This window comes from Marinomonas sp. AWM4_232 (assembly GCF_056158325.1).
This window is the reverse complement of record NZ_JBSWTA010000001.1, coordinates 1,212,876-1,237,899: the sequence shown is the minus strand read 5'-3', so window position 1 is coordinate 1,237,899 and position 25,024 is coordinate 1,212,876. Positions and strand designations below refer to the sequence as shown.

The following is a 25,024-nucleotide window of genomic DNA, read 5'->3' as shown; positions in this document are numbered from 1 at the left end:
TATTTGACGTTGAGAGGCGTAGCATGGCATTTTTCACAAACCGAATATGCAGCCAAAAAATCAATATAGGTTTTCAAAAATGGAAAGCAGTGCATTGAACTGGGACGATTCGCGGGTCTTTCTGGCGCTGGCGCGATCCGGCACACTCACTGCGGCGGCCCAGCAGTTGGAATTAGGCATTGCAACCTTGTCGCGGCGTATTGAGCGCTTTGAAAAAGCCCTTGGTATCGCGCTTTTCATACGCTCGCAAACTGGCTATGAACTGACGGAGGAAGGTCTAGCCTTGGTCGCCCATGCTGAGCAAATGGAAGCGGCCATACTCGGATTTTCTAAGCAAGCATTGGATACAGTGATCTCTGGGACGGTGCGTCTGGCCACAGCAGAAAATCTCGCTACGCAATTGATATTGCCCAACCTCGCTCAGCTAAGACAGCAACATCCTGAACTCAACCTAGAGATCGTGACCGATATCCGCACAGCCAACCTGCATCGGCACGATGCTGATCTAGGCTTACGTATGACTAGGCCGACTCAGGGTAATGTGACCTTTCGGCGGATTGGCGAGTTGCGCTATGGGCTGTATCAATCAAGCCAACTGCCTGAGACGCTGACGCTAGATCCCCATAATGCGATTGGTTGGGATCACCATTATCAGGACTTACCTCCCGCCAAATGGCTAAGCCACGCGCTACATAGCGCGACGCCTGCGTTACGTTGCACATCAGTCGCCACGCAATTAGCCGCCTGCAAAGGGGGGTTAGGTATCGCCGTTCTACCTCAGATCGTCGCCAACAACGAACCTGTCCGTTGTGTAAAAACACTGCCCGAGTTAACCCAGCCCATTTATTTGGTCATTCATAGCGATTTACACCACAGCAAACGTGTTCGCTGCGTCGCCGATTTTTTAGCAGGGCTTGTCGACCAATCTGAGCTGGCGCTAGCGTGATCGACGCTTCGTCTACGATGGTCATCAATCAGGCATAAGTGTAGCTGTACGCTTGGTACGATAACGAATGGGGCTACGCTAACCGTACCGCAGAGCTAATGCGAATGATCTCTGCTGTCATCATCAAGTTAGGCGTTAACCACTTACTTTGTTCATAAACGGAATCAATATCTCATGGGAGCACTAGTCAATCCTTCGCCAGCGATCCGCCAATATATGGTGGATTCCTAGCGGCATAGGTGATTGCATACAGTTTTGTCCAAGGTTTCGCACCACGCTTTACCAGTAAAGCCTCTGGCAAAGTACCTGATGGTCGCCAAGCCCTAAGTTGGGAGTTAGTGCTTGGCATTATCCCCATTGCCCTCACTTTAACCTTTGATTGGCAGATTGAATTCGCCGTGATCGCAGGCTTATTTGCTTTTGGTGCAGTGTTCGCCATCAACTCCTCCCTACACAGTTACCTTATTGTCAGCTACGCTGGTAAAGATGGAGTATCACTTGACGTAGGCTTTTACTATATGGCCAATGCCATGGGGCGCCTGATTGGTACTTTGCGATCAGGTTGGCTGTATCAGGATTATAGTCTAGCGATTTGTTTGTGGGTATCCGCTGGCTTTATTGGTTTAACGGCTTTGATCTCGGTAAGGTTACCTAAATATTCTTGAAAGTAGGTGCTTCCCTGCTCTTTACCAAGAAGCTCTTACTGATAAGAATATGCTAATGTTAAACGAATTATAGAAAAGCCTACTATTTGCCAAGGAAATCGATTCTATGCAGAAACCACCTGACTTTGCTGAGTTAAGCTGTCAACAATGTGCTAAGGCCTGTGATTTAGGTTTCGAATTCTCGATGGCGTTCCAACCCATTATTGATTGGGCACATAAGCGTGTTTTCGCTTATGAAGCGTTGGCGAGAGGCCCAGAAGGGCAAGGTGCTGGCTGGGTGTTTGCTCAAGTGAACGATGACAACCGCTATCGTTTTGATCAAAGTTGTCGAGTGAAAGCGATTCAACTAGCAGCTAAGTTGGGAATTGATGCTTACCTCAGTATTAATTTTATGCCGAATGCAGTCTATCGCCCTGAGTTGTGTATTCGAACAACTTTAGCGGCAGCCGAGAAATACGGCTTTAATAAGAGGCGTATTATCTTTGAGTTTACCGAGAATGAGCAGATCATCGACAAACAACACTTGCGCAATATCGTTGAGCATTATCTTGAACAAGGTTTTTTGACTGCGATTGATGACTTCGGAGCTGGCTATAATGGGCTCGAACTTTTAACGCATTTATCAACTAACTTTGTTAAGTTAGATATGAATTTAATACGAAATATTGATCAGGACAAAAAACGTCAGATCATTGTTCGTCAGAGTGTAAAGATGCTTCAAGAGCTAGATATGTTAGTTATAGCAGAAGGAATTGAAACAGCGGAAGAGCGTGACATGCTGCTTCAATTGGGTGTTACCTTGTTTCAAGGGTACTACTTTGCAAAGCCTACCTTTGAAGGCTTGCCTGAGATTAATTGGAGTTGAGTTTTACTGGTATACATTATTGCCACGAAAAAACGGCGCTCTTCACGTCGCACTTTAATGTCTGCTCAGAAGCCTCAGATAAGTAGAGTTGTTGTGCGGCAGACTTTCCATAAGTCAGATAGTCAGAGCAGACAGCGCTTTGCCCATTCCCCAAGACGATCTTGCTTCCAGCACTTAATTGACAGTTAACGAGTTTGTCTAACGGGGACCATTGGTAACAGATTTCATATTCTTTTCTGTAATCGGCAACTAAGCCACTAGGTTGGTAAAATGACCACCATTGCCCAAATTGACTGCCAGGGTTCGTGCTATTCCAAGCTCGGTAGACAGGAACTTTTGTATTAGCCTTTGCCTGATATACTTTTCCTTGGCATAACTTGCCTTGATCTTCCTCTCCCAGCGCTTCTGACAATAACTCAGGATCTGTGATTTCATCGAAATAAGGGACTAGATGCTCTGGTAAGTCAGTTGTCCCGAGACAAGGCGCTGTTGGTTCAGTTGGGATTGCAGGTAATGAATCATCAGGTTGACTAGCACAGCCTGTAAGTAGAATTAAAACAGGGGCAGTTGCGAGAATTCCTTTCATAATGGCTCCATAAAAACAGCATTTGATTACGAATGCGGGTAAATATACCAGAAGCTTCTTGTACGCGGCTAACTTGTTAGTCCTTAAAAGACTCTAAAGCATCTGTACCGAGAATTATAAACTCAAAAATCTGCTGGTAGTAACCCTGAGCAATGATGGAGCGGACAATGTTAGGGTCGATGTTTAGGTAATCGTGAACAAGCGCATTGCGTAGCCCAATCCATTGCCAGTAGTTCAGGTCGCAGGCGGCGATCCAATGGATCATCCACACGCTCGGTAAACAGCACCGCCAGATCATAATTACTATCAGGACGGTGATTGTCTTTAGCACGCGAGTCGTATAGCCACAGAGCAGAGATATTCTTGGCATCAGTTGCTAAAGCAACTAGCTTGTCAGTGATGCTGTCATTCAAATCGATTGCTTCCTCTAGGCCTTGGGCGATGGAGCGTAAGTGAGATGACTTTATCCTAAGCTATTTGATGCTGAAAGTGTGGTTTTGAGGCGCTGCAAATTGAATTAGACCAGATAAGGCCTCCTAAATGGAAATCTCAATCTTCTTTAGCTGAGGTGTAACATCCCTGATTGATCTTGCTGTTTCAATGTAGTGTAGAAGCCTCTCTGAGATGTTTATTTCTTCAACATTTATCTGCTCTGCAACAGAGTACTTACACCCCTTCAGGCCAATAGGGTTGCCAAAACCAGCTTTATATTCGTTGATATAAGATTGGAAGATTTGGGTGCTGTTCAGGTAGTGTTCATTTAGCTCAGCTCTAGAGAACTTGGTTAAGACCGAAAGATGAGAAATATAGCTTCTTATCAACTTCAACAGATCAATATCGTCGCCAATTTTATTTAAAAGAGATGAGCTGAAAGTATTAGCTTTGGATAGTTTTTCTTTAAACGATTGGATTTTAATAGTATATCTCAAAGTTTCTCTATCATTTATCCACTCACCTTTATATCGAATGGTATCGATTGGAGTTTGATAGTGCTGAGCGTAATTTCTAAACTTTTCGATGAATTGGTAATCAATGTTTTGGTCAAAAATTTCGCTTCGTTTAATGCAAAAGGCTTCTTTAGACTCATCAGAAATAGTAGATAGCCAGCTTGGTGCTCTGTCTTGGAAAAGCCGAATTGATGTAAGCAAGCTCATGATTTTGAGATTCAAGCGATCTCTGGCAGAAAAGTGATTCTGGTCGAACAATGCATTGCCTTGTAAAACATACTCGATATTAGTGCTGTGTATTTCTTTTTCTAAGTCAGCATAAGCGCTAATAATCAGATTGTATTTTTCCTCAAGCTCAGAAATTGAGAAAAGTGCTTTTTGAGCATTTCGTATGGCTTCAAATTCGCTTTCCCCAATCCACAGGTAAGCAGCCTGCCCCATATAACCAGTACAAATATAATAAGAAAACAAGTTAGATCCTTCTCTTTAGCCCTTAGTTAGTCATCTTGTCTAATATCTGTGGAGTGGCTATAGATGTTCAAGTTGCATAACGATGAATAAGTAACTATTCTGTATTCACTTGGATACGGATATCAACTATGTACAACATTAAACTCACGGATGAATTTGATGTTTGGCTCCATGGTTTAAAAGACAATATCACTCGTTTACGACTTGCTCGACGCTTGGAAAAAGGTTCGCGTGGAGCATTGGGTGATGTGAAGCCAGTTGGCGAAGGTGTGTTTGAAATGCGAGAGCATTTCGGGGCTGGCTGGCGTATGTACTACGTTCAGCAAGGCGACACCTTAATCATCATGCTGGCTGGCGGTGATAAGTCCTCTCAAAGCCGAGATATAACAAAAGCTAAGCAAATAGCGATCAATTTAAACGAGGTTCTATCATGAGCAGCACAGCATTGAAAAGCTTTGATATGGCTGAACAACTGCGTGATGACGCTGATATCGCGGCATACTTATCGATGGTTCTGGAAGAAGGTGATACCGAAGAGTTAATTGCAGCGATTGGGCATATCGCTAAAGCACGGGGTATGACCCAAATTGCCAAAGAAAGTGGCCTTGGGCGAGAAAGCTTATACAAGGCGCTACGATCTGGCTCGCGGCCGCAATTCGACACGATTTTAAAAGTGTTAAAAGCCCTTGGATTAGAGCTAAAAATTGTGGGCTAGCCAAACCTTGTCCCTGACAGAGTCAGGTCGTACAGGGACAAAGATAAAGGAGGAGGGTTACAACACTGTCCCTTCTGGAAGGGTGACAAATATCGAGTGGCGGATTTCGTTGTTGAGGGCTTTTGAACAGTGGCCTTCGCCTTCGGTGTCTTCTAGCAGTAGCACATCTCCGCCTTTAAATTGGCGAGTTTCACCGTTCGACACTTTAAACTCACAACTGCCTTTGATGATAAATAATAGCTGACGCTGTGGCGCTGGGTGCCATTTGAAATCGTAGTCCGCTGGTGTTTCGCGAAAGATCATCTCTCCCGCGGCAAAACGTTCTGACAACATACCGATCGGCCCGCCATCGCGTACATCAATATTCACTTCACCAAAATGGCTCTTGCCCTGATCGTCATTATAAATTCGAGTAAATTGCATCGAGAAATCCCTGTAACTATCCTAGGGGTCAGAGCTTACTTTAGGCTCTGCAATGTATGACTTAACACCGCCAAAGTGGCGACCACATCCTCGGTCATAATCGCTTCCGCTGGATGGTGGCTAATGCCTTTGTCACAGCGCATAAACAGCATGGCTACTGGGCAAATCTCCGCCATGGCCATGGCATCATGGCCGGCACCTGAGAACAAGGTATGCACATCGATGTTTTGTGCGGCGATGGCATCACGCAACACGCTTTGTAGCCCAGCGTCGCAATGTACGGCGTTGGCGCTGTGAGTTTGCTGATATTCTAAGATAATGTTGCGTTTTGCGGTGATCTTCGCCAAACGTTCCATCAAATCTGACAAGGCAGCGTCACGCTGTTGGTCGTGTTCACTACGGATATCCAATGAGAAAACGGTTTTGCCAGAGATTACATTGACGCCATTTGGGCGGTTACTGATCTGGCCCACCGTTGCGACGAGGCCATGCTCTTTAGCAACGGCTTCCACCGCTAAAATCATTTCACTGCTGGCCGCTAGTGCGTCCAAACGCATTGGCATGGGCACAGTGCCCGCATGACCTGCCATACCGGTAACGGTAAATTCAAAACGCTTAGCACCCGCGATGGCGCTGACCACACCGATAGGGAGGTTTTTCTCTTCTAAAACAGGGCCTTGCTCGATATGCAGCTCAAGGTAGCCTTTCAAATTGTCCGTAGGAATTGCTGCTTCGGAGACTTTATCGAAGTTTAAGCTGAAGTTTTCCAACGCCTCAGCAAGGCTAATGCCGTCCTCGTCTTTTAACTCCACCCAGCTTGCTGGCCATTGTCCGGTTAAGGCGCGGCTACCTAGCAATGTCGAGCCAAAGCGTGTGCCTTCTTCGTCACCAAAGCCCACGATATCTAAATGGAAAGGTAAACGGATACCTTCCGCTTGGAAGGCTTCGATTAGTGTAACGGGTGCAACCACGCCTAGCATTCCATCGTATTTACCGCCATTGGGTACCGTGTCCAAATGGCTACCCATAATAAAGCGCGGAGCGTCGGCATATTTCGCCTCAAAGCGGCCCCATAGGTTACCCGCTTGGTCTTGCCAAGTTTGCATACCTGCAGCTTCCATCCAGCTGCCGACCAGTTGGTTGGCTTCTTTATGTTGCTCAGTCAGGTAGCGACGGTCGAGGTGCTCGGATGATTGGCTAATCTTGCCAAGCGTCTCCAAGCGTTCCATAACCTCTTGGCCAAGGCGTTTGAAATCCATCATAGGCTAGCCTTTTGCGCTGAAGCACTTTCTTTTGCAGAGGCATAGACTGCCAGAGCCGTGTCGACACCTTCACCATTCGGCAGAGCAAAGCCTTGGCTGCGAAGCACGGTTTCAAGGGATTGAATCGTATGCAATACCGCGTCTTGGCGCGCGTTGTAGCCCATGGTGCCGATACGCCACACTTTGCCTTTTAATGGACCAAAGCTGGTGCCGATTTCGATGTTAAAGATGTTGAGCATATCGTGGCGCACTTTCTCGCCATCGACATTGTCAGGGATATGAACGCCCACCACGTTGCTCATTTTATTGCTTAGATCACCAAAAGGCTGCAAGCCCATTGCTTGAATACCTTTAAGCATGGCATTGCCTGCCAATTGGTGGCGGGCGATGACCGCATCTTGGCCTTCACGTAGCAGTTCCACCGCACATTGGCGCGAGCCGAATAGCATGGTTGCAGCTTCTGTATGATGGTTAAGGCGTTCTTCGCCCCAGTAATCCATGATCATGCCAAGGTCGAAGTAGTTCGAGCGAATGCGCGAACCCATAGACTTTGTATGGTGTGCATCACGAATACCGGCTTCCACATGGTGGCGCTTACGTACTACAGAAACAAAACGGTCGTTATAGCTGACTGGCGCACTGCCTGAGGGACCGCCAAGGCATTTTTGCAGACCAACTGATACCGCATCGATTTGCCAAGCATCCATATCAAATGAGTTACCGCCAATGGAAGCCGTTGCATCCGTATACAGCAGCACATCGTGGGTGCGACAGATGCCGCCGATGTCCTTCAATGGCTGCAACATGGTCGTCGAGGTATCACCCTGTACGATGGCCAATACTTTCGGCTGCACTCGTTTGATCGCTTCTTCGATTTGTTGAGGATCGAAGACTTCGCCCCAAGGCACTTCAATGGTGTGTACTTCCGCGTCGGCGCGCTCTGCAATCTCTGTTAGAAGATGGCCAAAGCGTCCGAAGATCGGCACAAGCACTTTATCGCCTGGCTCCAATATGGATACCAAAGACGCTTCGATGCCTGCGCGAGACGTACCATCGATAAGGAACGTTTGCTCGTTTTGCGTGTTGAAGACTTGGCGGTATAGCGCCATCACTTCGTTCATATAACCCGTCATGGTTGGATCGTATTGACCCACTAGCTGCGTTGACATGGCTTGCAACACACTTGGATAACAGTTGATCGGGCCAGGGCCCATTAGCAAACGTGGTGGAAATTGTAGAGGTTGCATGGGGTAGCTCCTACGCTAAAACTTGATAAAGCATTCGAAGACCAGTGAAGATCAGTGTTACCGCGAACACTTTTTTCAACATGGCAGCGTTTAAACGGTTCGCAAGGCCCGCACCCACTGGTGCGAACAATACCGTCAGCGGAATGATGCAGGCGGCACCGACAAGGTTAACCAAGCCAAATGTGCCAAATGGTGCGTCTGCTGGCGTCTGTCCCACGACCAACATAGTGACCGCTGCGGGTAAAGAAATAATCAGGCCCACGGCTGCGGCTGTGCCGACGGCACGGTGCGCTGGGTAATTACAGAAGGTTAGTGTTGGCACGGTTAGCGTACCGCCACCGATCCCCACCATAGAGCTGAAGAAACCGATACAAGTGGCAATGATGCTCTGACCGCCTTTACCTGGTAGAGAGTTAAACAAGGCGTCTTTTTTGCCTAGTAGCATATTGATTGCAGAGAGAGTCGCAATCACACCGAATAACAACGTTAACCATTGGCCTTCTACGCGCGTCACCACAAAACTACCAATCAACACGCCCAGGAAAATAAAGAAGCCCCAAGCTTTCAGTAGTTCAAAGTCCACATTGCCTTTCGCATTGTGGGCACGGATCGAGCTAATCGATGTCGGAATAATGGTTGCCAGAGAGGTGGCTGTGGCGACTAACATGGCAGAGTCAGCGCTGACACCAAGGCCTTGGTATAAGAAAAACAGCACTGGCACGATTACGATACCGCCACCAACGCCTAACAGACCTGCCAAGATACCGGCGATCACGCCTGTGCCCATCATGGCTAAAATCATGGAATAGTTTTCCATTATGAACGACATGTTTTGCTCTCTTTAACGTTAAATATGTTGTTGTGTTCTCGGAACAGCAACGCCTTCACGACCCGGCTTAGACGGCACATCCATGTGCCGATTAAGCCTACGCAATCATCCTGATTGCTGGTCTCGAAGGGTTGTCTGTTCCTATTTAAGTCAGACTATTTAGCGAGAAGCTGATTATGAAAAGCGTAAGCCCATGGATGGGCGTGCCGGACTTTTGGGCAGGGATGCCCAACGGACGGCGCTTTCATAATCGACTTCGACGACTCTCAGACTTAACTCGCTACTCAATGACTAGCCGAAGAGACGGCTAAGCCATCACTGCGTGGGTCGGTGGCGGCGTCGGTATTGCCCTCTGGGAACAACACCACCGCGCCCGCATGGCCCATTAATTCATTGCACGCAGGTACGGCAACTAAGTCGTGGCCGCGGGCAATCAATGTTTGTGCGGCATCGGCCGCGAAATCGCTTTCCACTTTTAAGTTGTGGCTCACATCTCCCCATGTACGACCCAGTAACCAACGGCCTGCGGCGATGCTCTGCGCCAGCGGTTGCTTGTGGTACACGTAACGGCTGAACAGCGCCGCTTGAGTTTGTGGTTGGCCTTCACCGCCCATGGTGCCGTAGCTGATACGACGGCCATCGTTAAGCTCTGCAAACGCAGGATTTAGGGTGTGAAATGGCTTTAAATTCGGCTTAAGTTCTTGCAAATGGCCTTTTTCAAGGCTGAACGATGAACCGCGGTTATTCCACACAATGCCGGTGCTTGGGCTGACGATGCCGCTGCCAAACTCCCAGTACAGACTCTGTATATAACTCACCATACGACCTTCGCTGTCGCAGCAGCCCATCCAAATGGTATCGCCGTGCTTCGCTGGGTGTGGCCAAGTTTGGGCTTGGTCGATGGCAATTTTGTCAGTCATGGCAGCTAGGCTGTCCTCGCTCAATAAATCTTGTAGCTCAATGCTTAAACGCGCTGGGTCAGTGACGTATTCATTGCGCGCGATAAAGGCTTGTTTGGTGGCTTCGATCAGTAGATGCGCCATATCGGTTTCACTGCCATCGCCTAGCTGATGAATGCGATCGTACAGCGCCAAGATGATCAAGGACGCAATGCCTTGGGTCGGTGCAGGTAGGTTGTAAAGCTTACCTACTCCTGTTTCTACGCTTATCGGCGTGACTTGTTCGGCACGGTAATCGTGGAAATCTGTCAGACGAATTGGCGAGCCAGCCGCTTCAAGGTCGGCTGCCAGCTTCTCAGCAACCGTGCCGTGGTAGAAATCCTCTAAGCCGACTCCGGCTAAGTGTTTTAGTGTTTGCGCCAAGGTACTCAGCGTTAAGCGGTTATCGTGGGTGAGTGTTTCACCTTGATCTAAGAACTGCGCGAAGCCCGGTAACGCTGACAAATCTTCATGTACTTTCTGACTGGCTGCTTGCAGACTTTCCGTAATTTCAATGCCATTTTCAGCATGATCGATGGCATTTTGCAGTAATTCGCTTAGTGGCCTAGGTGCTTGCCAGAACGCGCTAATGTCTAAGGCTTTTTGCCAGCCGGCTACCGCGCCCGCCATGGTCACGGTTGCTTTGCCACCACGAGCAGGAATGGCTTGTTCCCCGTGGAAGAAATCCAAGGTCGCGAGTTGTGCCGCTTTACCGGATGCGTCGATGCCAATGGGTGCTTTGCCAGGTTCGCTAATGAGCCAAAAACCATCGCCACCTAAACCGTTCATATGTGGATACACCACTGCAATCGTTGCGGCCGCTGCGACCATGGCTTCAATTGCTGTGCCGCCTTGTTCAAGGATAGCTTGGCCGGCTTTGGTGGCTTCGTGATGTGGTGCAGTAAAGGCAATAGATGGCGAGATCGAAGACATGCGTTACTCCATTAGGTCTTGGGCTAGGGCTAACAAACTTAAATCGCTACCACGAGGGCCAATAAGGGATAGACCACACGGTGCGCCGTCAATGCTGCAAACGGGTAGATGTAATTGTGGTAAACCACATAAGCCAGCAATCGCTGTGAGTTCTAAAAGTTGGTTGCGATATTCTGCTAACTCATTGTCTTGCATGGTCAAAAGCGGTGATCGACCCGGTGTGGTTGGCAGAGCCAAGACCGCCTCTTCAAGCTGCTCGTCGAGCCATGCGCGAAACTTCGCTTGTTGTGCTTTGGCGTCGCTGACGTCGTCTGCGCTGATGGTTTTGGTCCACTCAAAACGGCTGGCAATATCCGGTGCGAAATCGGGATCATTCTGCGTGATCCAAGCGCCGTGGGTTTGCCAGATTTCCGCTCCTTGTAAAGTGCGAAACGTTGCACCGGTTTGCCAGTACACAGGGTCGATTTCAAAGCTTTCATCTATGTTGAGATTGCCTTGATTTGCCCAAGTATCTAGCTGCTTAAGCAGCGCATCTTTGTGTTCAACCTGTTCGATTAATGCTTTGGCAATCAGTGTCTTAGCAAGCTTTGGCTGCTGGTTAGGTAGTAGTGTTTTGGCAACCTTGATTAACTCATCAAGGCTGCGAGTCATAAAACCAACGGAGTCAAACGACGGCGCTAATGCCACCATGTTATCGGCCGCGATGGCACCATGGGTTGGGCGCAAGCCAAATAAGCCGTTGTAGCTTGATGGCACACGAATGGAGCCGCCAGTGTCAGTGCCCAAACCAATTTCAGCCAGCTTACCTGATACGGCAACAGCAGAGCCTGAAGAGGAGCCACCCGGTAAACGCTCAGGTGTTATTGGGTTTTCTGGCGTGCCGTAATGAATATTTTGCCCGTTTAAGCTGTAAGCCAACTCGTCAGTGATGGTCTTGCCTACGAAGCTTGCTCCTGCATCGAGCAGAGCGCTAACGCATGACGCCGTTGCCGTGGGTTGGTTGTGAGTGGCAAGCCACGTTGGGTTGCCCGCTGTGGTTGGCAAACCTTCCATATGAAACAAATCTTTCACCGCGAGGCGCATACCCGACAAAGCGTCTGATGTCGGCGCTTTATGCGCAAACGCTTTGCCTTTTGTCGGCGTCAAAAATGGGCTTTGGGCGGTGAAGTGTTTCATGGTTTGCTCCTGTCTCTTAAGTTATGAAACAATTGTTTCTTTATTTTGTCAACTGAAACAAACAGTACTAATGCAAAAACTATGCTGACCAAAATGACTTAGGGAGTGCTTCGATCCGAAAGCCTGCAATTTTGTGTACTTCGTTCAAAGCGCGACGAAACTCAGCCTCGACGGAGTTAGGTAGGCGTGCTTCAAAGCCTTCAAGAATGTGCTCTTTGGTGGCGCCTTTCACCGCCATGATGAAGGGAAAGCCAAACTTATCGCGGTAGCTTTCGTTCAAACCAAGGAAGCGTTCAAGCTCTGGCGGAGTGAGTTGATCTAGCCCTGCACCAGCCTGTTCGCTGGTGGAAGCGTCGGTTAACTCCCCCGCCAAAGCAGCCTTGCCTGCTAAGTCTGGATGGGCTCGGAGTAAGACAAGCTGAGTGCTGTGATCGGCGGCTTCGATGATGTCATGCATGGCTTGAGTGACCGCAGTTTGTGGGCCTTCTGGGTGATGCTTTAGCGAATCACGCTTTTCATATAACGCTTCGGCAACCCACTTTGAATGCTCGTATATGTCTTTTAAGTGGTTGATAAAGCAGTCTTTATCTTGCTCAAGCAGAGATGTGCTTGCTGTGTTCATAACGCGGTGTTCCTTGGTATTTATGGTTTAAGTGTGCTTAGCTGATGCCAAGTTTGGGTGTCGTTACTGGCATAGATTTTGTTCTAACACTTTCCGCTGTAAGCATGGCAAAGTGCAAGTGTATTTTTCCAAGTGGGTCAGCTTGGCTATTTTTTATAAGGATTTTTTTATGGGTTATTTAACCTCGCATATTCTCGACACGACTCGTGGTGTGGCCGCGTCAGGTGTCGCCATTGAACTTTACCAATTAGCCGAAGACGGCACGCGAAGCTTGGTTCACAAAACCTTCTCCAACCATGATGGTCGCTGCGATGCACCGCTTTTGGAAGGAGCAGAGTTTAAAGCTGGGCGCTACGAATTAGAGTTCGCCATTGGTGATTATTTCGCAGAGCAAGGTATCGAAATGCCTGAGCCTCGTTTTCTCGATGTGGTGGTATTGCGTTTCGGTGTCGCCGACGAAGACAGCCATTACCACGTACCACTGCTCGTGACACCATACTCCTACAGCACCTATCGTGGAAGTTGATCGATCGGTTAATTTTTGCGTCATGCTAGTGCATGCGCATCATGGTTGTGCAGCCCCAATGATTGCGCAATCAGAGTCGATGGCTACAGTAAAGCTCTGAAACCATTGTTTCATATGGGTTTTGGTAGAAACAAACGTTTTGGGTACGAATCTTGCCATTAGGGTGTAAGGAAACACCGAATGAGCAAGGGGAATACCATGAAAGCAATCATCATTGGCGCAGGCATTGGTGGCATGAGCGCCGCAGCCGCTTTAAAACAGCAAGGCATCGAATGCGAGATTTTTGAGGCCGTTAAAGAAATGAAACCCGTTGGGGCCGCTATTTCTGTTTGGTCTAATGGCGTCAAATGCATGAACCACCTAGGCATGGGCAGCATCATGGATAACTTGGGTGGCCCGATGCATAAAATGGCTTACAACGAAGGTATTAGCGGTGCCACCATGACGCAATTCAGCTTAGCGCCGTTGGTAGCCGAAGTGGGCGAGCGACCATGTCCAGTATCGCGTGCAGACCTGCAAGCGCAAATGATCGACTGGTGGGGCCGTGAAAAGGTTCATTTTGGTAAGCGCTTAGAAGCTGTCGCACAAACGGATACCAGTGTTACAGCGACCTTTACCGACGGTTCTACGGTAACGGGCGACTTTATGATTGCGGCAGACGGGGCGCACTCCATTGCCCGCGAATACGTACTCGGACACAAAGTGGAACGTCGTTATGCAGGCTATGTAAACTGGAATGGCTTGGTAGAAATCGATGAAGCCATTGCCCCAGCTGATCAATGGACCATGTTTGTCGCCGATGGCAAGCGTGTCTCCGTTATGCCGATTGCCGATAACCGCTTCTACTTCTTCTTTGATGTGCCACTACCTCTTGGGCTGCCGCAGGATCGCAGTACCGTTAAACATGACTTAACAGGCTACTTCCAAGATTGGGCGCAACCAGTGCAGACACTAATTAATGCTATCGACTCTGAAACTACGAACCGCATTGAAATCCATGATGTAGAACCGTTTAAACCATTGGTCAAAGGTCGAGTCGCCTTACTTGGAGACGCAGGTCACAGCACCACGCCGGATATCGGCCAAGGTGGCTGCGCCGCGCTTGAAGACGCTGTGGTGTTAGGACAATGCTTTGCAGAAGAAGACAGCATTGAACTGGCCCTTGCTGAGTATAACGACGCACGAGTGGATCGCGTGAAAGACCTAGTGCTGAAAGCACGTGCCCGCTGCGACGTGACCCACGGCTACCACCCAGAAACCACCCAAGCATGGTACGACGAACTGCGTAGCGAAACTGGCGAAGGCATCATGAAAGGACTGTCAAAAACCATCCTCGGTGGCCCACTGGGCTAAGCCTATACGGTCGGAGGCCCTTCTTTGTAGGAGCGGTCTCCGCCCCGCGACTCTTCACTGCAAAGCCTGAGGCAAACCGAAGTCCCAACGTTGTAGGAAATGAGATGGACCCGCCCTCCTAACTATGTGCCATGCTTAATGTGCAAACCAAGCAAACCGGCATCTAAGTTAAAAGGAGCGAGTCCTATGAAAAATATTAGCATCCTAGGCATTGATTTGGCGAAACATGTTTTCCAATTACATGGTGTTAATAAAAGCGGTAAAGCTGTTCTAAAAAAACGCTTAAACAGATCAGAGCTAAAAGAGTTCATTGCTAAACTACCAGCGTGTTTGATCGCAATGGAAGCCTGCAGTGGCTCTCATGCTTGGGCTCGAATGTTCGAAAGGATGGGGCATAAAGTCAAAGTTATCTCTCCCCAGTACGTGAAGCCTTTTGTTCAGGTTCACAAGAATGACATGCGGGATGCCGCAGCGATTGCCATGGCTGCATCACACCAAGGTGTTCCCTCAGTCATGGTTAAAAGTGAAGAGCAGCTTGATCTACAGGCGATTCATCGAGTGCGAGAACGCTTAGTACGTGAGAAAACAGCCATTGGTAATGAACTTAGAGGCATATTAGCTGACATGGGCGTCATTATCCCAACAGGTCATGCCAGTATTCGAGTGCTGCTACCTAGCATTCTAGAAGATGCAGAGCAGCCGATTACTTACCAAGGTAGACAGTTGCTATCTGATCTGAGAGAGCAGTGGTTGGAAACGGAAGCGCATATACACCGTTATGACGTCATGCTTCAAACCTATGTGAAAGAGAATGAGGACTGCAAAAAGCTATTAGAGATTCCAGGGATCGGGCCAATCAATGCTTCGTTGCTTCTAAGTTATGCAGGAGACGCAAAGCGTTTTGCCAGCGCCAGACATTTTGCTGCCTCACTAGGCTTAGTCCCAAGGCAGGCTTCTAGTGGCGGTAAAAACCGATTGCTAGGCATTAGTAAACGAGGAAATAAACATGTACGAAAACAACTAGTGCATGGAGCAAGATCGGCTTATCGGGTTCTGTTAAAAGAAGAGACCAGTGGACGTTTAAGTGATTGGGCAAAGCGCATGAAAGACAGCGGCAAACACGTTAATAAGATAGTTGTAGCTCTAGCGAACAAAATGGCTCGTATCGTTTGGTGCTTAATGATGAAAGAAACGAATTATCAACGCTAAAAGCTAAAACCGTACAACAATAGACAACCCAAAGAAGTTAAACAGGCACACCCAAAGCGTTGCGCAGACTATTAAGACAAAACAGATAAAATCGACTCATTTACCCTAGAAAGCGAGGTGGCTCTTAGAAGCCGAGTAGGAAGTTAGGAAAATGGGAGCACATCTCTTTATGGCCGGGCAGATATGCTCAAAAAAGTAGGCCGAATATAAGCGTGCAACTTTACTCTGTCTTATCGAAATAGCTTGCAACAGTCGGGCGGGTCCATATAACCTCGGTTTCCGAGGGATCAATTCTCAAACTAGGCAGTCTTTCTAGGTTGCTATTGCACTAGCTTCGGTGCTTATTAAGAACTTTGCTACGCCATTCCATGCAATGCAATTCGCTTGCGCACGTCTATGGTCTTGCCTTCCTCGACTGTCAGCGCGTATCAAATGCATTGGATATCGCTAAGATCAGGTTGGCTCTATTAAAAAGATAAGCTAAGTTTGGTTAACTGTTGTCATGGATGACATTAAGAATTTATTTCTTTTCTGATATGCGTAATGGCTAGATGGCTAACTAGTGTAAACCTGATGAAGTAAAAGGGCGGGGATTTTGGATAGCTACTATAGAGAAAAGGTTTCCTTTGATGCGAATCTTTTGGATTCATCAGGCAGGGAGGTCCTTGTCGACTGTAACCTTTGGCTTCCAGCTATATGGGGTGAAAAGGTTGAGATTAATATTGGAATACCTCACTCGGAGATGCCAATTAATGTTTTCGAGAATCCATGCCAGCTTTCTAGTTTGCAAGATGTACCGAATTATCGAGTTGAAATGGGGGAGGTGTGCTATAGGAAAATAATCACTGATCTCCATCAGACTAGAAAATTTGGATCATCTCCTATTGTACTTGCGCATGTTGCTCACTTGAAAATCGTCGATAAATATCCAAATGGTGAAAACAGATTCTACATATGCATTACCCCGAATGATTATCTGACAGATAACTCTCCATTAGATTCTCGAAAGATGCTTGAGGAGCTAACTTCTTTTCATTGCTCGACTCTTGGTGAAGTTAAGTTACAAAGGTATTGGGAGCAGTCACGCGTTAGCAATTCTAATGACTATACTTTGAAGTCTGGATATTGGCTGGAAGTATCTGCCGATATGCACAAATACGAAGCCAATCAAATTTTACAGATGATCTCTCCTATTTTAGATATTCTCTCGATTATTTTCAGGCAACGGGTTTCTGTAGTGGGGTGGCAGTCATTGCAGTCCGGAGTAAGAACAAGGTATTGGATTTATCCCATTGAGCCTCCTGAAACTCATTATGCAGGTCTTGAGCCTAAAAAGTATGTCGCTTCAATCAATGATCTTTCAGAAGTAGTTAATAAGGCAATCCATACGCATAAACTATTGCAGGGTAGAGAGCGGCAGTGGCTATTTTTCTTGAGCTATGGCTTGAGTCCTGCAATTCAGTTACGTGATGCAGAAAGGTTTATGTCGTTATTTAGGTAATCCCCCCGAAAAATAACAGCAGCCAAAAGTAGAATTTTCTCGTACTCTAAACGCAGGAGGTTCTGCATGAAAAAATCACGTTATACCGATAGCCAAATCATGGCCATACTAAAGCAAGCAGAGGCAGGCACACCCATTCCTGAGCTATGTCGAGAGCATGGTATGAGCTCGGCAACATTTTACAAATGGCGGTCCAAATATGGTGATATGGATGCCTCTTTAATGGCTCGTATGAAAGAACTTGAGGAAGAAAACCGTCGTCTTAAAAAGATGTATGCAGAAGAACGGTTAAAGGCGGAGATCATACAGGAAGCCATGGCAAAGAAGTGGTGAAGCCATCCCTTCGACGAGAGATGGCACTTCATGCTGTAGCGAATAAGGCGGTGAGCATTCGTTTGGCCTGCTCTGCTTTTATGATCAGTGAAACCTGTTATCGTTACAAGAGCCTTTTGAATGATGACAATGCTTTGATCGCTAAACTTTTAGTTGACCTAGCAGAGACTCAAACGGATTGGGGGTTTGGGCAATGCTTCTTTTATCTAAGAAACGTAAAAGGCCACACTTGGAATCATAAACGTGTCTATCGAATCTATTGCGAGTTGGCGTTGAATCTACGAATCCGCCCAAGAAGACGCTTAAAGCGGAACGTACCTGAACCCTTGAAGGAGCCAACCAAACGAGATCAGGTTTGGTCTATGGACTTTATGCATGACCAACTTATCGATGGTCGCCACTATCGTCTATTTAACGTAATCGATGACTTCAAGCGCGAAGGACTAGCGATGGAAGCAGGCTTTTCCTTACCGACCTTGAGGGTGATACGCACGCTTGAGCAATTGCTTGAATGGCGAGATAAACCACAGATACTGCGTTGTGATAACGGGCCGGAATTTGTGAGTCATGAGTTTACTCGTTGGGCTAAAAAGAAAGGCATTAGAGTTGAATACATCCAACCTGGCAATCCACAACAAAATGCTTATATTGAACGATATAATCGAACAGCTAGATATGGATGGGTAAGCAAGCATCTTTTTGAAACACTTGAGGAAGTGCAAGACTATGCAACGAAATGGTTGTGGTTTTACAATCACGAAAGACCACATACAGCTAACGGAGGCAAGCCACCTCTAATGGCTGCTTAACCTCTACTTTTGAGCTAAGTTAAAAAAGGGAGGATTACCTTTAGAACCTTAGAGAAGATTTCAAGTGAATCGTATGAGCCAAAGGCCCCAACTGATGCTAATAAAGTTGCAGCTAAAATGCTTGAAGATCTTGCGGACTCAATGGAAGAAATGGGATTAGATACATCTTCACGGGTGAAAGGTTTCGCTAAAAAATTTACCAATGGTGAATTGCCTGTAACAGAGAAAATAGTCAACTTTCTGTATTCACGAAGTGTTAGTTTTAAAGACTTGTGGGATATCGAAGGCAAGAAAGGATTAGTTGGTATTAGAAACAAGTTAGCTCATGGCGGTGCTCATTACATTAATAACCAGAGCTTGGCTGTAGCCACTTTTCACTTGTCTATATTGGCTGAAAAGGTCGCATGCTCATTCCTAGGAATACCTTGGAAAGAATCCCATCGAAGAGAAGATAGGGATGAATGGCTCGAACCAAGTTACGTTAAAGTTCTTCAAAAGGAAGTGTTTAAAGCAAAAGATGTATATGGAGAAAAGCATGGAGCAGCCAAATAGAGCAATGAAACGGCAGCTAAGCGGAAACTAAGGACAGATACACATAGTTTCACTAATAAAACCGGGTTGTAAGCGACCCAGTCAATCCACCCTATTTATCAGGTAGCACTAATAACCTTTCACTACGCCATGCTCGGATTAATACAATTTCGTGCTTTTGTTTTAAATACACTACGCGAAAAGGCGGATGGACAAGCTCTCGGATTTGATCCGTATTGAACTCAGGTACGACCCGGCCGGCATTAGGATGAGCTAGAAGCATTTCGCAGTGTGTTAGAATCGCAGAGACAAATTCATTGCCAATATGAGACGCATCCTGCTCTGTGTAGTAGGTTTTTATGGCCTGCAAGTCTTCAAGTGCAGACTGGGCGATACGTAATTCCATTTACTTTATGCCTAGAGTTTTTTTCGCGTCTTCCAGTGATACCGTGTTGCCATCACGAACATCCATTAAACCTTGCGCAACGGCTTTCACAAATTTCAGCTCTTCAGCTGTTTTTTCATAATCTTCCAGTCCTTGAACAACGGCCACACCGCGCCCTCGACTGGTAAGCAAGATCGGTCGATGTGTATCTTGTGCTTGATTGATGATCCGCCCTGGATTGACCTTTAAATCAGATAGAGGCACAACATCTTCGGAAAATTTAACGCTCATAATTTTGACCTAGAAAATTTATAGTACATTTTATAGCACCTGTTAACAGGTCTATTCAAGCGAAGATACGCAATACGCTTATACCCCCTAACGCTGGAAAACATCGCTAACCCTTTACCTATAACGCTTTTTAATTAAGCACTCTTATCTGTTAAGCTTTAGCCATCATTGTAATAATAGGACGATAAACTAAATGGAATTATCTAATGTCGTGTCAAAATTGAACCAAGACGGATGGCCTGCACGACTGACGACCAAGGGGCATCGAATAGCTGTAGGTAAGTGGTGGTGGTTTTATCAGCTGACAGTCAAATGGGATTATGGTGCGAAGAAGCTGGTAGTGACTCGATTACCTTATTGGGTCGCCATCTTTAATACTTTGGTTTATGCCGCTGCACTGTACCACTCGTTATCAAAGGAATGGCATGCGCTTGGTCTGATTATATTGGGGTTAGCCTTTTTAAATGTGGTTCAGTTCTACTTTCAGGCTCGTAATACGAAAAAGCTCGATGCTGCATTAAAGGCTGTTTAAGAGTTCCAGCTTGTCATGGCGAAACCTAGTGTCACTTCCCACCCTAAAAAGAAAACGCCCGCCTCCCTGTTATTTTGTGCAGCATATTGCCTGCTGCTGTCGGTTGCACTCGTATTACTAGATGGACCGGCAATCTTGTTGGCGATTTATGCGGTCATGTCTTTGCTGACGTATGTGGTATATGGCTTTGATAAGCGTGCCGCGCAAAAAGGTCAGAGTCGTATATCTGAGAAAACATTACATTTGCTATCACTCTTCTGCGGTTGGCCTGGGGCGTTACTCGCTCAGCACCGTCTTCGACATAAGACCATTAAGCAGCCTTTTAAAGCGATCCTTTGGATAATGATTTTAGTGAACTGCGGTGTTGTGATGTGGAGTCTTAACCTCATATTTCGGAACACTCTGCAGGATGTTTTTACCGTAGTTCACTCTATTCTTCCTTAATAGCAATACGGAGCTGTTGTTACAGCTTGATCATGCCCCGCTTTTTGGCAATTCCTATCCATGAAACATTTGTTTCGCTCTCTTTTGAGTCACCTTGCACGATCATTTTTAGAAAAAGAGTACTGAAAGGTTGAGGGAAATCTTTAACTAACTGTTTTTAATAAAGTTTTGTTTGTCTTGATAAAGTTGGAATGAATGTTGCTCTCTTTGCCTGAGTGAAACAAAAGTATCTTTAAAAGAAACACAGGAGAGTTTGAGTATGAAAGCAGCGTTGAAGTTATCTCTGTTGGCCGGTTTGATCTCTAGTTCGTCCGTGATGGCTGCTGACAAGGTAACCTTTCAGTTGGATTGGCTACCAGGTGGCGATAAAGCTCCAGTTTACGTGGGTATTCAAGAAGGCTTTTTTGCCGAAGCAGACCTAGATGTTTCGATTGCCAGTGGCCGTGGTTCTACCGACGCTCTGACCAAAATGGCAACTGGTCAATCGGATGTGGGCAGCTCAGATATTGGTGCTTTAATGGCTGCTAAGGCGCAAGATGGCGTTCCGGTTGTGGCGATTTACCCTTATTTTACTCAAGCTCCTCATGCGTTTTTTGCATTAAAAAGTTCAGGTGTTAGCTCGATTAAAGATTTAAAAGGTAAGAAGGTCGCCACATCTCCTTTTACCTCTTCTAATGCATTTTTACCTTTGGTTTTAAAAGAGAATGGTTTGAGCGAAGACGATATTAGTCTAGTGAAAACCGATCCTGGTGCATTGGGGCCAATGATGATTACGGGTAATGCTGATGTGATCATTGCCTGGGTAACGAATACGGCATTGTTTACCACTCAGGCTGCTGAAGCGGGCAAGGAAATCGTCGAGATGCCATGGTCTAGTGCGGGCTTGTCTTTGTATAGCTCTTCATTATTGGCTTCTGAACGTTTCTTATCTGAGCGACCAGAAGTGGCTGAGCGTTTTGTGAAAGCATTCGCGAAATCCCTAGAGTTTACTTATGCGCATCCCGACAAAGCTGGGGAAGCGATTCATGCGATGGTGCCGGAAGTGGATGCCAAGATCGCTGCAGCACAAATCAAGAGTATTACCAACCTTGTTTATAACGGTGTCACTAAAGCAGATGGTTTTGGGGTATTTACCCCTGAGCGTATCCAGCAAACATGGGAATATGTTGCCGCGGCTAATGAGTTAAGCGAAGACGCATTAGATCCACAAACAGCGGTGGATTTCACCTACTTGGCGGAGTGATATTTTGACAGAAGTAAGTAATAAATCCGCTTATGTCAGTATGCAAGGGGTGGGGCATCGCTATGACCCTCGTCCTGATGCACCGATGGCGGTGCAGGGTATTGATTTAGATATTCATCGTCACGAGTTTGTGGCGGTGGTAGGCCCCTCAGGCTGTGGTAAGTCGACGTTACTGCGTATGGTGTCTGGCTTATTGATCCCGTCTCATGGAGAGGTGTCGGTATTTAACCGACGAGTGACGGAGCCGCGTGACGATGTGGGTATTGTCTTTCAAAAAGCCAATTTACTTCCTTGGCTGACGGTGCGCAAAAACGTCCTGTTTCCGTTGAAACATAAATATGGGCATTACACCCCAGAAGACGAAAAGCGTACTGATGAGTTGCTAAAAATGGCTGGTTTGACGCAGTTTGCAGACAAAATGCCAGATGAACTATCGGGCGGCATGCAGCAGCGTGTTGGTATTGTTCGAGCGTTGTTGTTGAACCCCGATATTTTGCTGATGGATGAGCCCTTTTCGGCGCTGGATGCACTGACTCGTGAGCAGATTGGCTTTGATCTACTGAAAATCTGGGAAGAGAACCCTAAAACCGTGCTGTTTATTACTCACTCGATCAGCGAGGCTGTGTTGCTATCAGATCGGATTTTGGTGATGAGTAAACGCCCTGGCACAGTGCTGGATTTGATCGAAGTAGATTTACCCCGCCCACGTACCAGTAAAACCATAAATGAACCGCGTTTTGCTGAACTGACTGACTTAATTCGAGGACATATTTATGAGCCAAACGTACCAGCCTAAGACTTGGGTCGGGCTACAGGCGTATCGTTTTGCGCCGGTGTTGTTCTTTGTCGGGTTGATAGCTCTTTGGGAGCTGATTTGTCAGGTAGGCAACGTGCCCAACTACATCCTCCCCTCGCCGTCAGCAATCATTAAAGCGTTCTTTGATGTGGAGTTCTCCCGCTGGATGGGGCATTTGTGGGCAACGCTTCGAGTGGCATTGATGGGCTTCGCTTTGTCAATACTGATCGCCCTGCCGTTATCGATTGGCATGATTCGCTCTGAGTTAATGAACCGAACGCTGTACCCTGTCTTGATTGTGATTCAGTCAACACCTGTCGTTGCAGTCGCTCCTTTGATTATTGTGTTACTTGGTACGGATGATCCCTCTCGTGTGTTGATTACTTGCCTGATTACTTTCTTTCCATTGGTGGTTTCTGCGACCACGGGCATGTTGGAAACGCCACCTGAAATGATCGAGTTAAGCCAATCTCTTCGTGCGCCGCGTTATCGTGAAACTTGGCAGATCCGAATCCCTTATGCCATTCCGCATATCTTCAGTGGTCTACGTGTATCGATTACGTTGGCGATCATTGGCGCAGTCGTGGCGGAGTTTGTCGCAGCAGAAGAAGGCCTAGGGTACTTCATTCAGTTCTCAACGTCGTTCTTTAAAATCCCACAGGCATTTGCTGGCTTGATCTTCTTAGCCGTTATTAGCTTGTTGCTGTTCAAATCTGTGCAGTGGATTCAAGCGTGGTTGTTTCCTTGGAGCTTGCCGAAGAAGAAATAACAATGATTAAAGATGAGAGCCTTATGAGCAAGTTAACACCACAAGATGAAGCTTTGTTACGTCAAAGCTTTGCGTTAGCAGACGATGCTAAGAAGCAAGGAATTCATCCCTTTGCGGCAGTATTAGTGGATGAAAACGGTGAAGTGTTGATGTCTCAGGTGAATGGCTACCTGCCCGACTTGGACATGACAGGTCATGCAGAGCGCAAGCTAATGACCCGTGCCAGTAAAACCTATCGCCCCGATTTCTTAGCACGTTGTACCATGTACGTGTCGGCTGAGCCTTGCGCGATGTGCGCTGGGGCGGCTTATTGGGCCGGTCTAGGGCGAGTGGTATATGGTCTAAGTGAAGCACGTTTGAAAACGATTACCGGTAACCATCCAGAAAACCCAACGCTAGATTTACCCTGTCGAGCCGTATTCGATGCGGGTCAACGTAAAGTAGAAGTCATCGGCCCTTGTTTAGAAGACGAGGCAGCGGCATTACAAGAGGGCGTTTGGTAGTCCTAATCAACAATTTAACTGAACGGAGTAGAAGCAGGCAGGCCAATGGCTGGGTCATTGCTCCAGAGCTTTTAGGAGATGCACTATGACTCAATCCTATGCTCTGGAAGAACTACAACGTGAAACGACCTTTGGTGGCGCAGGTTCTGAAATGAAACGCGACGTGCCAGTTATTGACCTGAGTAACTTCGAAGAACGTCGCGAGCAAATCGCGGATGAACTGTGGCATGCAGCCACGGAAATTGGCTTCTTCCAACTTAAAAACCACGGTATCGCTCGATCAGAGATCGATGCGGCGTTTAAAGAGTCCGATCGATTCTTTAAGCTTCCCAATGACGTGAAGTCTCAATGGCCTCGGCCAAAAGGTGTTAATGCTGGTTACGAAACCCGTAGCCAAATTCGACCGTCCACAGGTACCGCTGACGAAAAAGAATCCTACCAAATCACTCAATATCATATGGATGGCCTGTGGCCCACAGAAGCTGAGTTACCTAACTTCCAAGATAATATTCTTTCGTTTGAACAGCAGTGTTGGAAAGTCGGCATGAAAGTCCTATCGTGCTTTGCAGACAAACTTGGTTTTGAACGAGATTTCTTCACCAAAGCCCACGACCCGAAACAAAGCGATTACCAAAGCACCTTGCGCTTGTTGCACTATTATCCAACCGAAGGCGTGACTGAGCAGGGCAATATCTGGCGCGCAGGGGCACACACGGATTTTGACTGCTTAACCTTGTTGTTCCAGCACGAAGGTCATGGTGGTCTGCAAGTGTGTCCAGGTAAAGATGCGGATGCGAAACAGTGGACCAGCGTACCACCTATTGCCGATGTGATTACCTGCAACATCGGTGATATGTTGATGCGCTGGAGCGAAGACCAATTAAAATCCAACCTGCACCGTGTGCGTTTACCCCGTGTAGACGAATATTGCGGCAGTCGTTACTCCGTTGCCTTCTTCTGCCAAGCCAATAAAACGCAGATGATCCAAGGGCCAAACAAGCACTATGAGCCAATCAGCGCAGAGGATTTCTTGAATCAACGCATTCAGGCGAACTTTGCCAAAGCAGATCGCTAGCCAAGTCTAAAAAACTGGCTATAAAAAAGAGTAAATGTACAAAAAGCTAACAAAAACTTGATTGAAATAATTGGTTAATCATTAGGATTTCGCTAAGTT

At 46.9% G+C, this 25,024-nt stretch carries 31 protein-coding genes; 18 read left to right on the top strand and 13 right to left on the bottom strand.

What is annotated here, in order from left to right:
* The first annotated feature begins 46 nt into the window (after window positions 1–46).
* The 3 genes from ACXAC1_RS05875 to ACXAC1_RS05865 all read left to right on the top strand — a co-directional run bounded on the left by ACXAC1_RS05875 (window position 47) and on the right by ACXAC1_RS05865 (window position 2,476).
* Entirely contained in the window at window positions 47–946 is a 900-nt protein-coding gene (locus ACXAC1_RS05875; protein WP_475059828.1) for a LysR family transcriptional regulator, read from the top strand.
* A gap of 239 nt (window positions 947–1,185) precedes the next feature.
* Window positions 1,186–1,611: a hypothetical protein gene (locus tag ACXAC1_RS05870; RefSeq protein WP_475059826.1), complete on the top strand. Its 426-nt coding sequence runs from the start codon at window positions 1,186–1,188 to the stop codon at window positions 1,609–1,611.
* A 106-nt stretch (window positions 1,612–1,717) separates the two neighbouring features.
* Window positions 1,718–2,476, top strand: coding sequence for an EAL domain-containing protein (locus tag ACXAC1_RS05865; RefSeq protein WP_475059823.1), 759 nt, complete (start codon window positions 1,718–1,720; stop codon window positions 2,474–2,476).
* 16 nt (window positions 2,477–2,492) lie between these two features.
* On the opposite strand, the gene ACXAC1_RS05860 is transcribed toward ACXAC1_RS05865, so the two are convergent.
* The 4 genes from ACXAC1_RS05860 to ACXAC1_RS05845 all read right to left on the bottom strand — a co-directional run bounded on the left by ACXAC1_RS05860 (window position 2,493) and on the right by ACXAC1_RS05845 (window position 4,480).
* The gene (locus ACXAC1_RS05860) at window positions 2,493–3,062 is read right to left on the bottom strand and encodes a hypothetical protein (RefSeq protein WP_475059821.1); all 570 of its coding nucleotides are present in this window, start codon (window positions 3,060–3,062) and stop codon (window positions 2,493–2,495) included.
* Window positions 3,063–3,138: 76 nt separating this feature from the next.
* Window positions 3,139–3,243 (bottom strand): hypothetical protein, encoded by a 105-nt coding sequence (locus ACXAC1_RS05855; RefSeq protein WP_475063780.1) that lies wholly within the window; start codon window positions 3,241–3,243, stop codon window positions 3,139–3,141.
* The gene (locus tag ACXAC1_RS05850) at window positions 3,233–3,475 is read right to left on the bottom strand and encodes a nucleotidyltransferase domain-containing protein (protein WP_475059819.1); all 243 of its coding nucleotides are present in this window, start codon (window positions 3,473–3,475) and stop codon (window positions 3,233–3,235) included. Before ACXAC1_RS05850 ends, ACXAC1_RS05855 begins: the two co-directional genes overlap by 11 nt.
* Before the next feature lie 123 nt (window positions 3,476–3,598).
* Window positions 3,599–4,480, bottom strand: a complete 882-nt coding sequence (locus ACXAC1_RS05845; RefSeq protein WP_475059816.1) for a hypothetical protein — start codon at window positions 4,478–4,480, stop codon at window positions 3,599–3,601.
* Between the two features lie 128 nt (window positions 4,481–4,608).
* Between ACXAC1_RS05845 and ACXAC1_RS05840 the strand changes: the two genes are divergently transcribed.
* Both ACXAC1_RS05840 and ACXAC1_RS05835 read left to right on the top strand, forming a co-directional pair.
* The gene (locus ACXAC1_RS05840; RefSeq protein WP_475059814.1) at window positions 4,609–4,914 is read left to right on the top strand and encodes a type II toxin-antitoxin system RelE/ParE family toxin; all 306 of its coding nucleotides are present in this window, start codon (window positions 4,609–4,611) and stop codon (window positions 4,912–4,914) included.
* Complete coding sequence (locus ACXAC1_RS05835; RefSeq protein ID WP_475059812.1) at window positions 4,911–5,195, top strand: addiction module antidote protein; 285 nt, start codon at window positions 4,911–4,913, stop codon at window positions 5,193–5,195. The genes ACXAC1_RS05840 and ACXAC1_RS05835 overlap by 4 nt, the downstream gene beginning before the upstream one ends.
* A gap of 57 nt (window positions 5,196–5,252) precedes the next feature.
* Here the strand turns inward: ACXAC1_RS05835 and ACXAC1_RS05830 are convergent, their stop codons facing one another.
* The 7 genes from ACXAC1_RS05830 to uraD form a co-directional block, all read right to left on the bottom strand.
* Window positions 5,253–5,618, bottom strand: a complete 366-nt coding sequence (locus ACXAC1_RS05830) for an AraC family ligand binding domain-containing protein (RefSeq protein ID WP_475059809.1) — start codon at window positions 5,616–5,618, stop codon at window positions 5,253–5,255.
* Window positions 5,619–5,653: 35 nt separating this feature from the next.
* Window positions 5,654–6,880, bottom strand: a complete 1,227-nt coding sequence (locus ACXAC1_RS05825) for an allantoate amidohydrolase (RefSeq protein ID WP_475059807.1) — start codon at window positions 6,878–6,880, stop codon at window positions 5,654–5,656.
* Window positions 6,877–8,127, bottom strand: coding sequence for a pyridoxal-phosphate-dependent aminotransferase family protein (locus tag ACXAC1_RS05820; protein WP_475059804.1), 1,251 nt, complete (start codon window positions 8,125–8,127; stop codon window positions 6,877–6,879). The genes ACXAC1_RS05825 and ACXAC1_RS05820 overlap by 4 nt, the downstream gene beginning before the upstream one ends.
* Before the next feature lie 10 nt (window positions 8,128–8,137).
* On the bottom strand, window positions 8,138–8,956 hold the full coding sequence (locus tag ACXAC1_RS05815) for a sulfite exporter TauE/SafE family protein (RefSeq protein ID WP_475059802.1): 819 nt from the start codon (window positions 8,954–8,956) through the stop codon (window positions 8,138–8,140).
* A gap of 284 nt (window positions 8,957–9,240) precedes the next feature.
* Window positions 9,241–10,827, bottom strand: a complete 1,587-nt coding sequence (locus tag ACXAC1_RS05810; protein ID WP_475059799.1) for a gamma-glutamyltransferase family protein — start codon at window positions 10,825–10,827, stop codon at window positions 9,241–9,243.
* Window positions 10,828–10,830: 3 nt separating this feature from the next.
* Window positions 10,831–12,003: an amidase gene (locus ACXAC1_RS05805; protein ID WP_475059797.1), complete on the bottom strand. Its 1,173-nt coding sequence runs from the start codon at window positions 12,001–12,003 to the stop codon at window positions 10,831–10,833.
* A 79-nt stretch (window positions 12,004–12,082) separates the two neighbouring features.
* Window positions 12,083–12,625 carry a 2-oxo-4-hydroxy-4-carboxy-5-ureidoimidazoline decarboxylase gene (gene uraD / locus ACXAC1_RS05800; protein ID WP_475059795.1) on the bottom strand — a complete coding sequence of 181 codons (543 nt, stop codon included), beginning with the start codon at window positions 12,623–12,625 and terminating at the stop codon, window positions 12,083–12,085.
* A gap of 169 nt (window positions 12,626–12,794) precedes the next feature.
* Between uraD and uraH the strand changes: the two genes are divergently transcribed.
* The 6 genes from uraH (at window position 12,795) to ACXAC1_RS05770 (ending at window position 18,908) form a co-directional block, all read left to right on the top strand.
* A complete protein-coding gene (gene uraH, locus ACXAC1_RS05795; protein ID WP_475059792.1) occupies window positions 12,795–13,151 on the top strand; it encodes a hydroxyisourate hydrolase in 357 nt (118 codons plus the stop codon).
* 198 nt (window positions 13,152–13,349) lie between these two features.
* Window positions 13,350–14,504: an FAD-dependent urate hydroxylase HpxO gene (hpxO, locus tag ACXAC1_RS05790; protein WP_475059790.1), complete on the top strand. Its 1,155-nt coding sequence runs from the start codon at window positions 13,350–13,352 to the stop codon at window positions 14,502–14,504.
* A gap of 186 nt (window positions 14,505–14,690) precedes the next feature.
* Window positions 14,691–15,713 carry an IS110 family RNA-guided transposase gene (locus tag ACXAC1_RS05785; RefSeq protein WP_475059105.1) on the top strand — a complete coding sequence of 341 codons (1,023 nt, stop codon included), beginning with the start codon at window positions 14,691–14,693 and terminating at the stop codon, window positions 15,711–15,713.
* A 595-nt stretch (window positions 15,714–16,308) separates the two neighbouring features.
* Window positions 16,309–17,214, top strand: coding sequence for a hypothetical protein (locus tag ACXAC1_RS05780; RefSeq protein WP_475059787.1), 906 nt, complete (start codon window positions 16,309–16,311; stop codon window positions 17,212–17,214).
* 66 nt (window positions 17,215–17,280) lie between these two features.
* A protein-coding gene (locus ACXAC1_RS05775; RefSeq protein WP_475058452.1) for an IS3 family transposase occupies window positions 17,281–18,356 on the top strand; the annotation gives its coding sequence in 2 pieces (ribosomal slippage) (window positions 17,281–17,542 and window positions 17,542–18,356; 1,077 coding nt in all).
* 117 nt (window positions 18,357–18,473) lie between these two features.
* The gene (locus ACXAC1_RS05770) at window positions 18,474–18,908 is read left to right on the top strand and encodes a hypothetical protein (RefSeq protein WP_475059785.1); all 435 of its coding nucleotides are present in this window, start codon (window positions 18,474–18,476) and stop codon (window positions 18,906–18,908) included.
* A gap of 91 nt (window positions 18,909–18,999) precedes the next feature.
* On the opposite strand, the gene ACXAC1_RS05765 is transcribed toward ACXAC1_RS05770, so the two are convergent.
* Window positions 19,000–19,293, bottom strand: coding sequence for a type II toxin-antitoxin system RelE/ParE family toxin (locus ACXAC1_RS05765; RefSeq protein WP_475059783.1), 294 nt, complete (start codon window positions 19,291–19,293; stop codon window positions 19,000–19,002).
* A complete protein-coding gene (locus ACXAC1_RS05760) occupies window positions 19,294–19,563 on the bottom strand; it encodes a type II toxin-antitoxin system Phd/YefM family antitoxin (RefSeq protein WP_475059780.1) in 270 nt (89 codons plus the stop codon). It lies immediately after the preceding gene.
* A gap of 193 nt (window positions 19,564–19,756) precedes the next feature.
* Here ACXAC1_RS05760 and ACXAC1_RS05755 point away from each other — a divergent pair, with 193 nt between their 5' ends.
* The 7 genes from ACXAC1_RS05755 (at window position 19,757) to ACXAC1_RS05725 (ending at window position 24,925) form a co-directional block, all read left to right on the top strand.
* The gene (locus tag ACXAC1_RS05755) at window positions 19,757–20,095 is read left to right on the top strand and encodes a hypothetical protein (RefSeq protein ID WP_475059778.1); all 339 of its coding nucleotides are present in this window, start codon (window positions 19,757–19,759) and stop codon (window positions 20,093–20,095) included.
* 15 nt (window positions 20,096–20,110) lie between these two features.
* A complete protein-coding gene (locus ACXAC1_RS05750) occupies window positions 20,111–20,539 on the top strand; it encodes a DUF1294 domain-containing protein (protein WP_475059775.1) in 429 nt (142 codons plus the stop codon).
* A gap of 259 nt (window positions 20,540–20,798) precedes the next feature.
* Entirely contained in the window at window positions 20,799–21,782 is a 984-nt protein-coding gene (locus tag ACXAC1_RS05745) for an ABC transporter substrate-binding protein (RefSeq protein ID WP_475059773.1), read from the top strand.
* Between the two features lie 4 nt (window positions 21,783–21,786).
* Complete coding sequence (locus ACXAC1_RS05740) at window positions 21,787–22,578, top strand: ABC transporter ATP-binding protein (protein WP_475059770.1); 792 nt, start codon at window positions 21,787–21,789, stop codon at window positions 22,576–22,578.
* Window positions 22,556–23,347, top strand: a complete 792-nt coding sequence (locus ACXAC1_RS05735) for an ABC transporter permease (RefSeq protein ID WP_475059767.1) — start codon at window positions 22,556–22,558, stop codon at window positions 23,345–23,347. The genes ACXAC1_RS05740 and ACXAC1_RS05735 overlap by 23 nt, the downstream gene beginning before the upstream one ends.
* Window positions 23,348–23,370: 23 nt before the next feature.
* Window positions 23,371–23,850 (top strand): nucleoside deaminase, encoded by a 480-nt coding sequence (locus ACXAC1_RS05730; RefSeq protein WP_475059765.1) that lies wholly within the window; start codon window positions 23,371–23,373, stop codon window positions 23,848–23,850.
* A gap of 85 nt (window positions 23,851–23,935) precedes the next feature.
* Complete coding sequence (locus tag ACXAC1_RS05725) at window positions 23,936–24,925, top strand: isopenicillin N synthase family dioxygenase (RefSeq protein WP_475059762.1); 990 nt, start codon at window positions 23,936–23,938, stop codon at window positions 24,923–24,925.
* Window positions 24,926–25,024 lie beyond the last annotated feature (99 nt).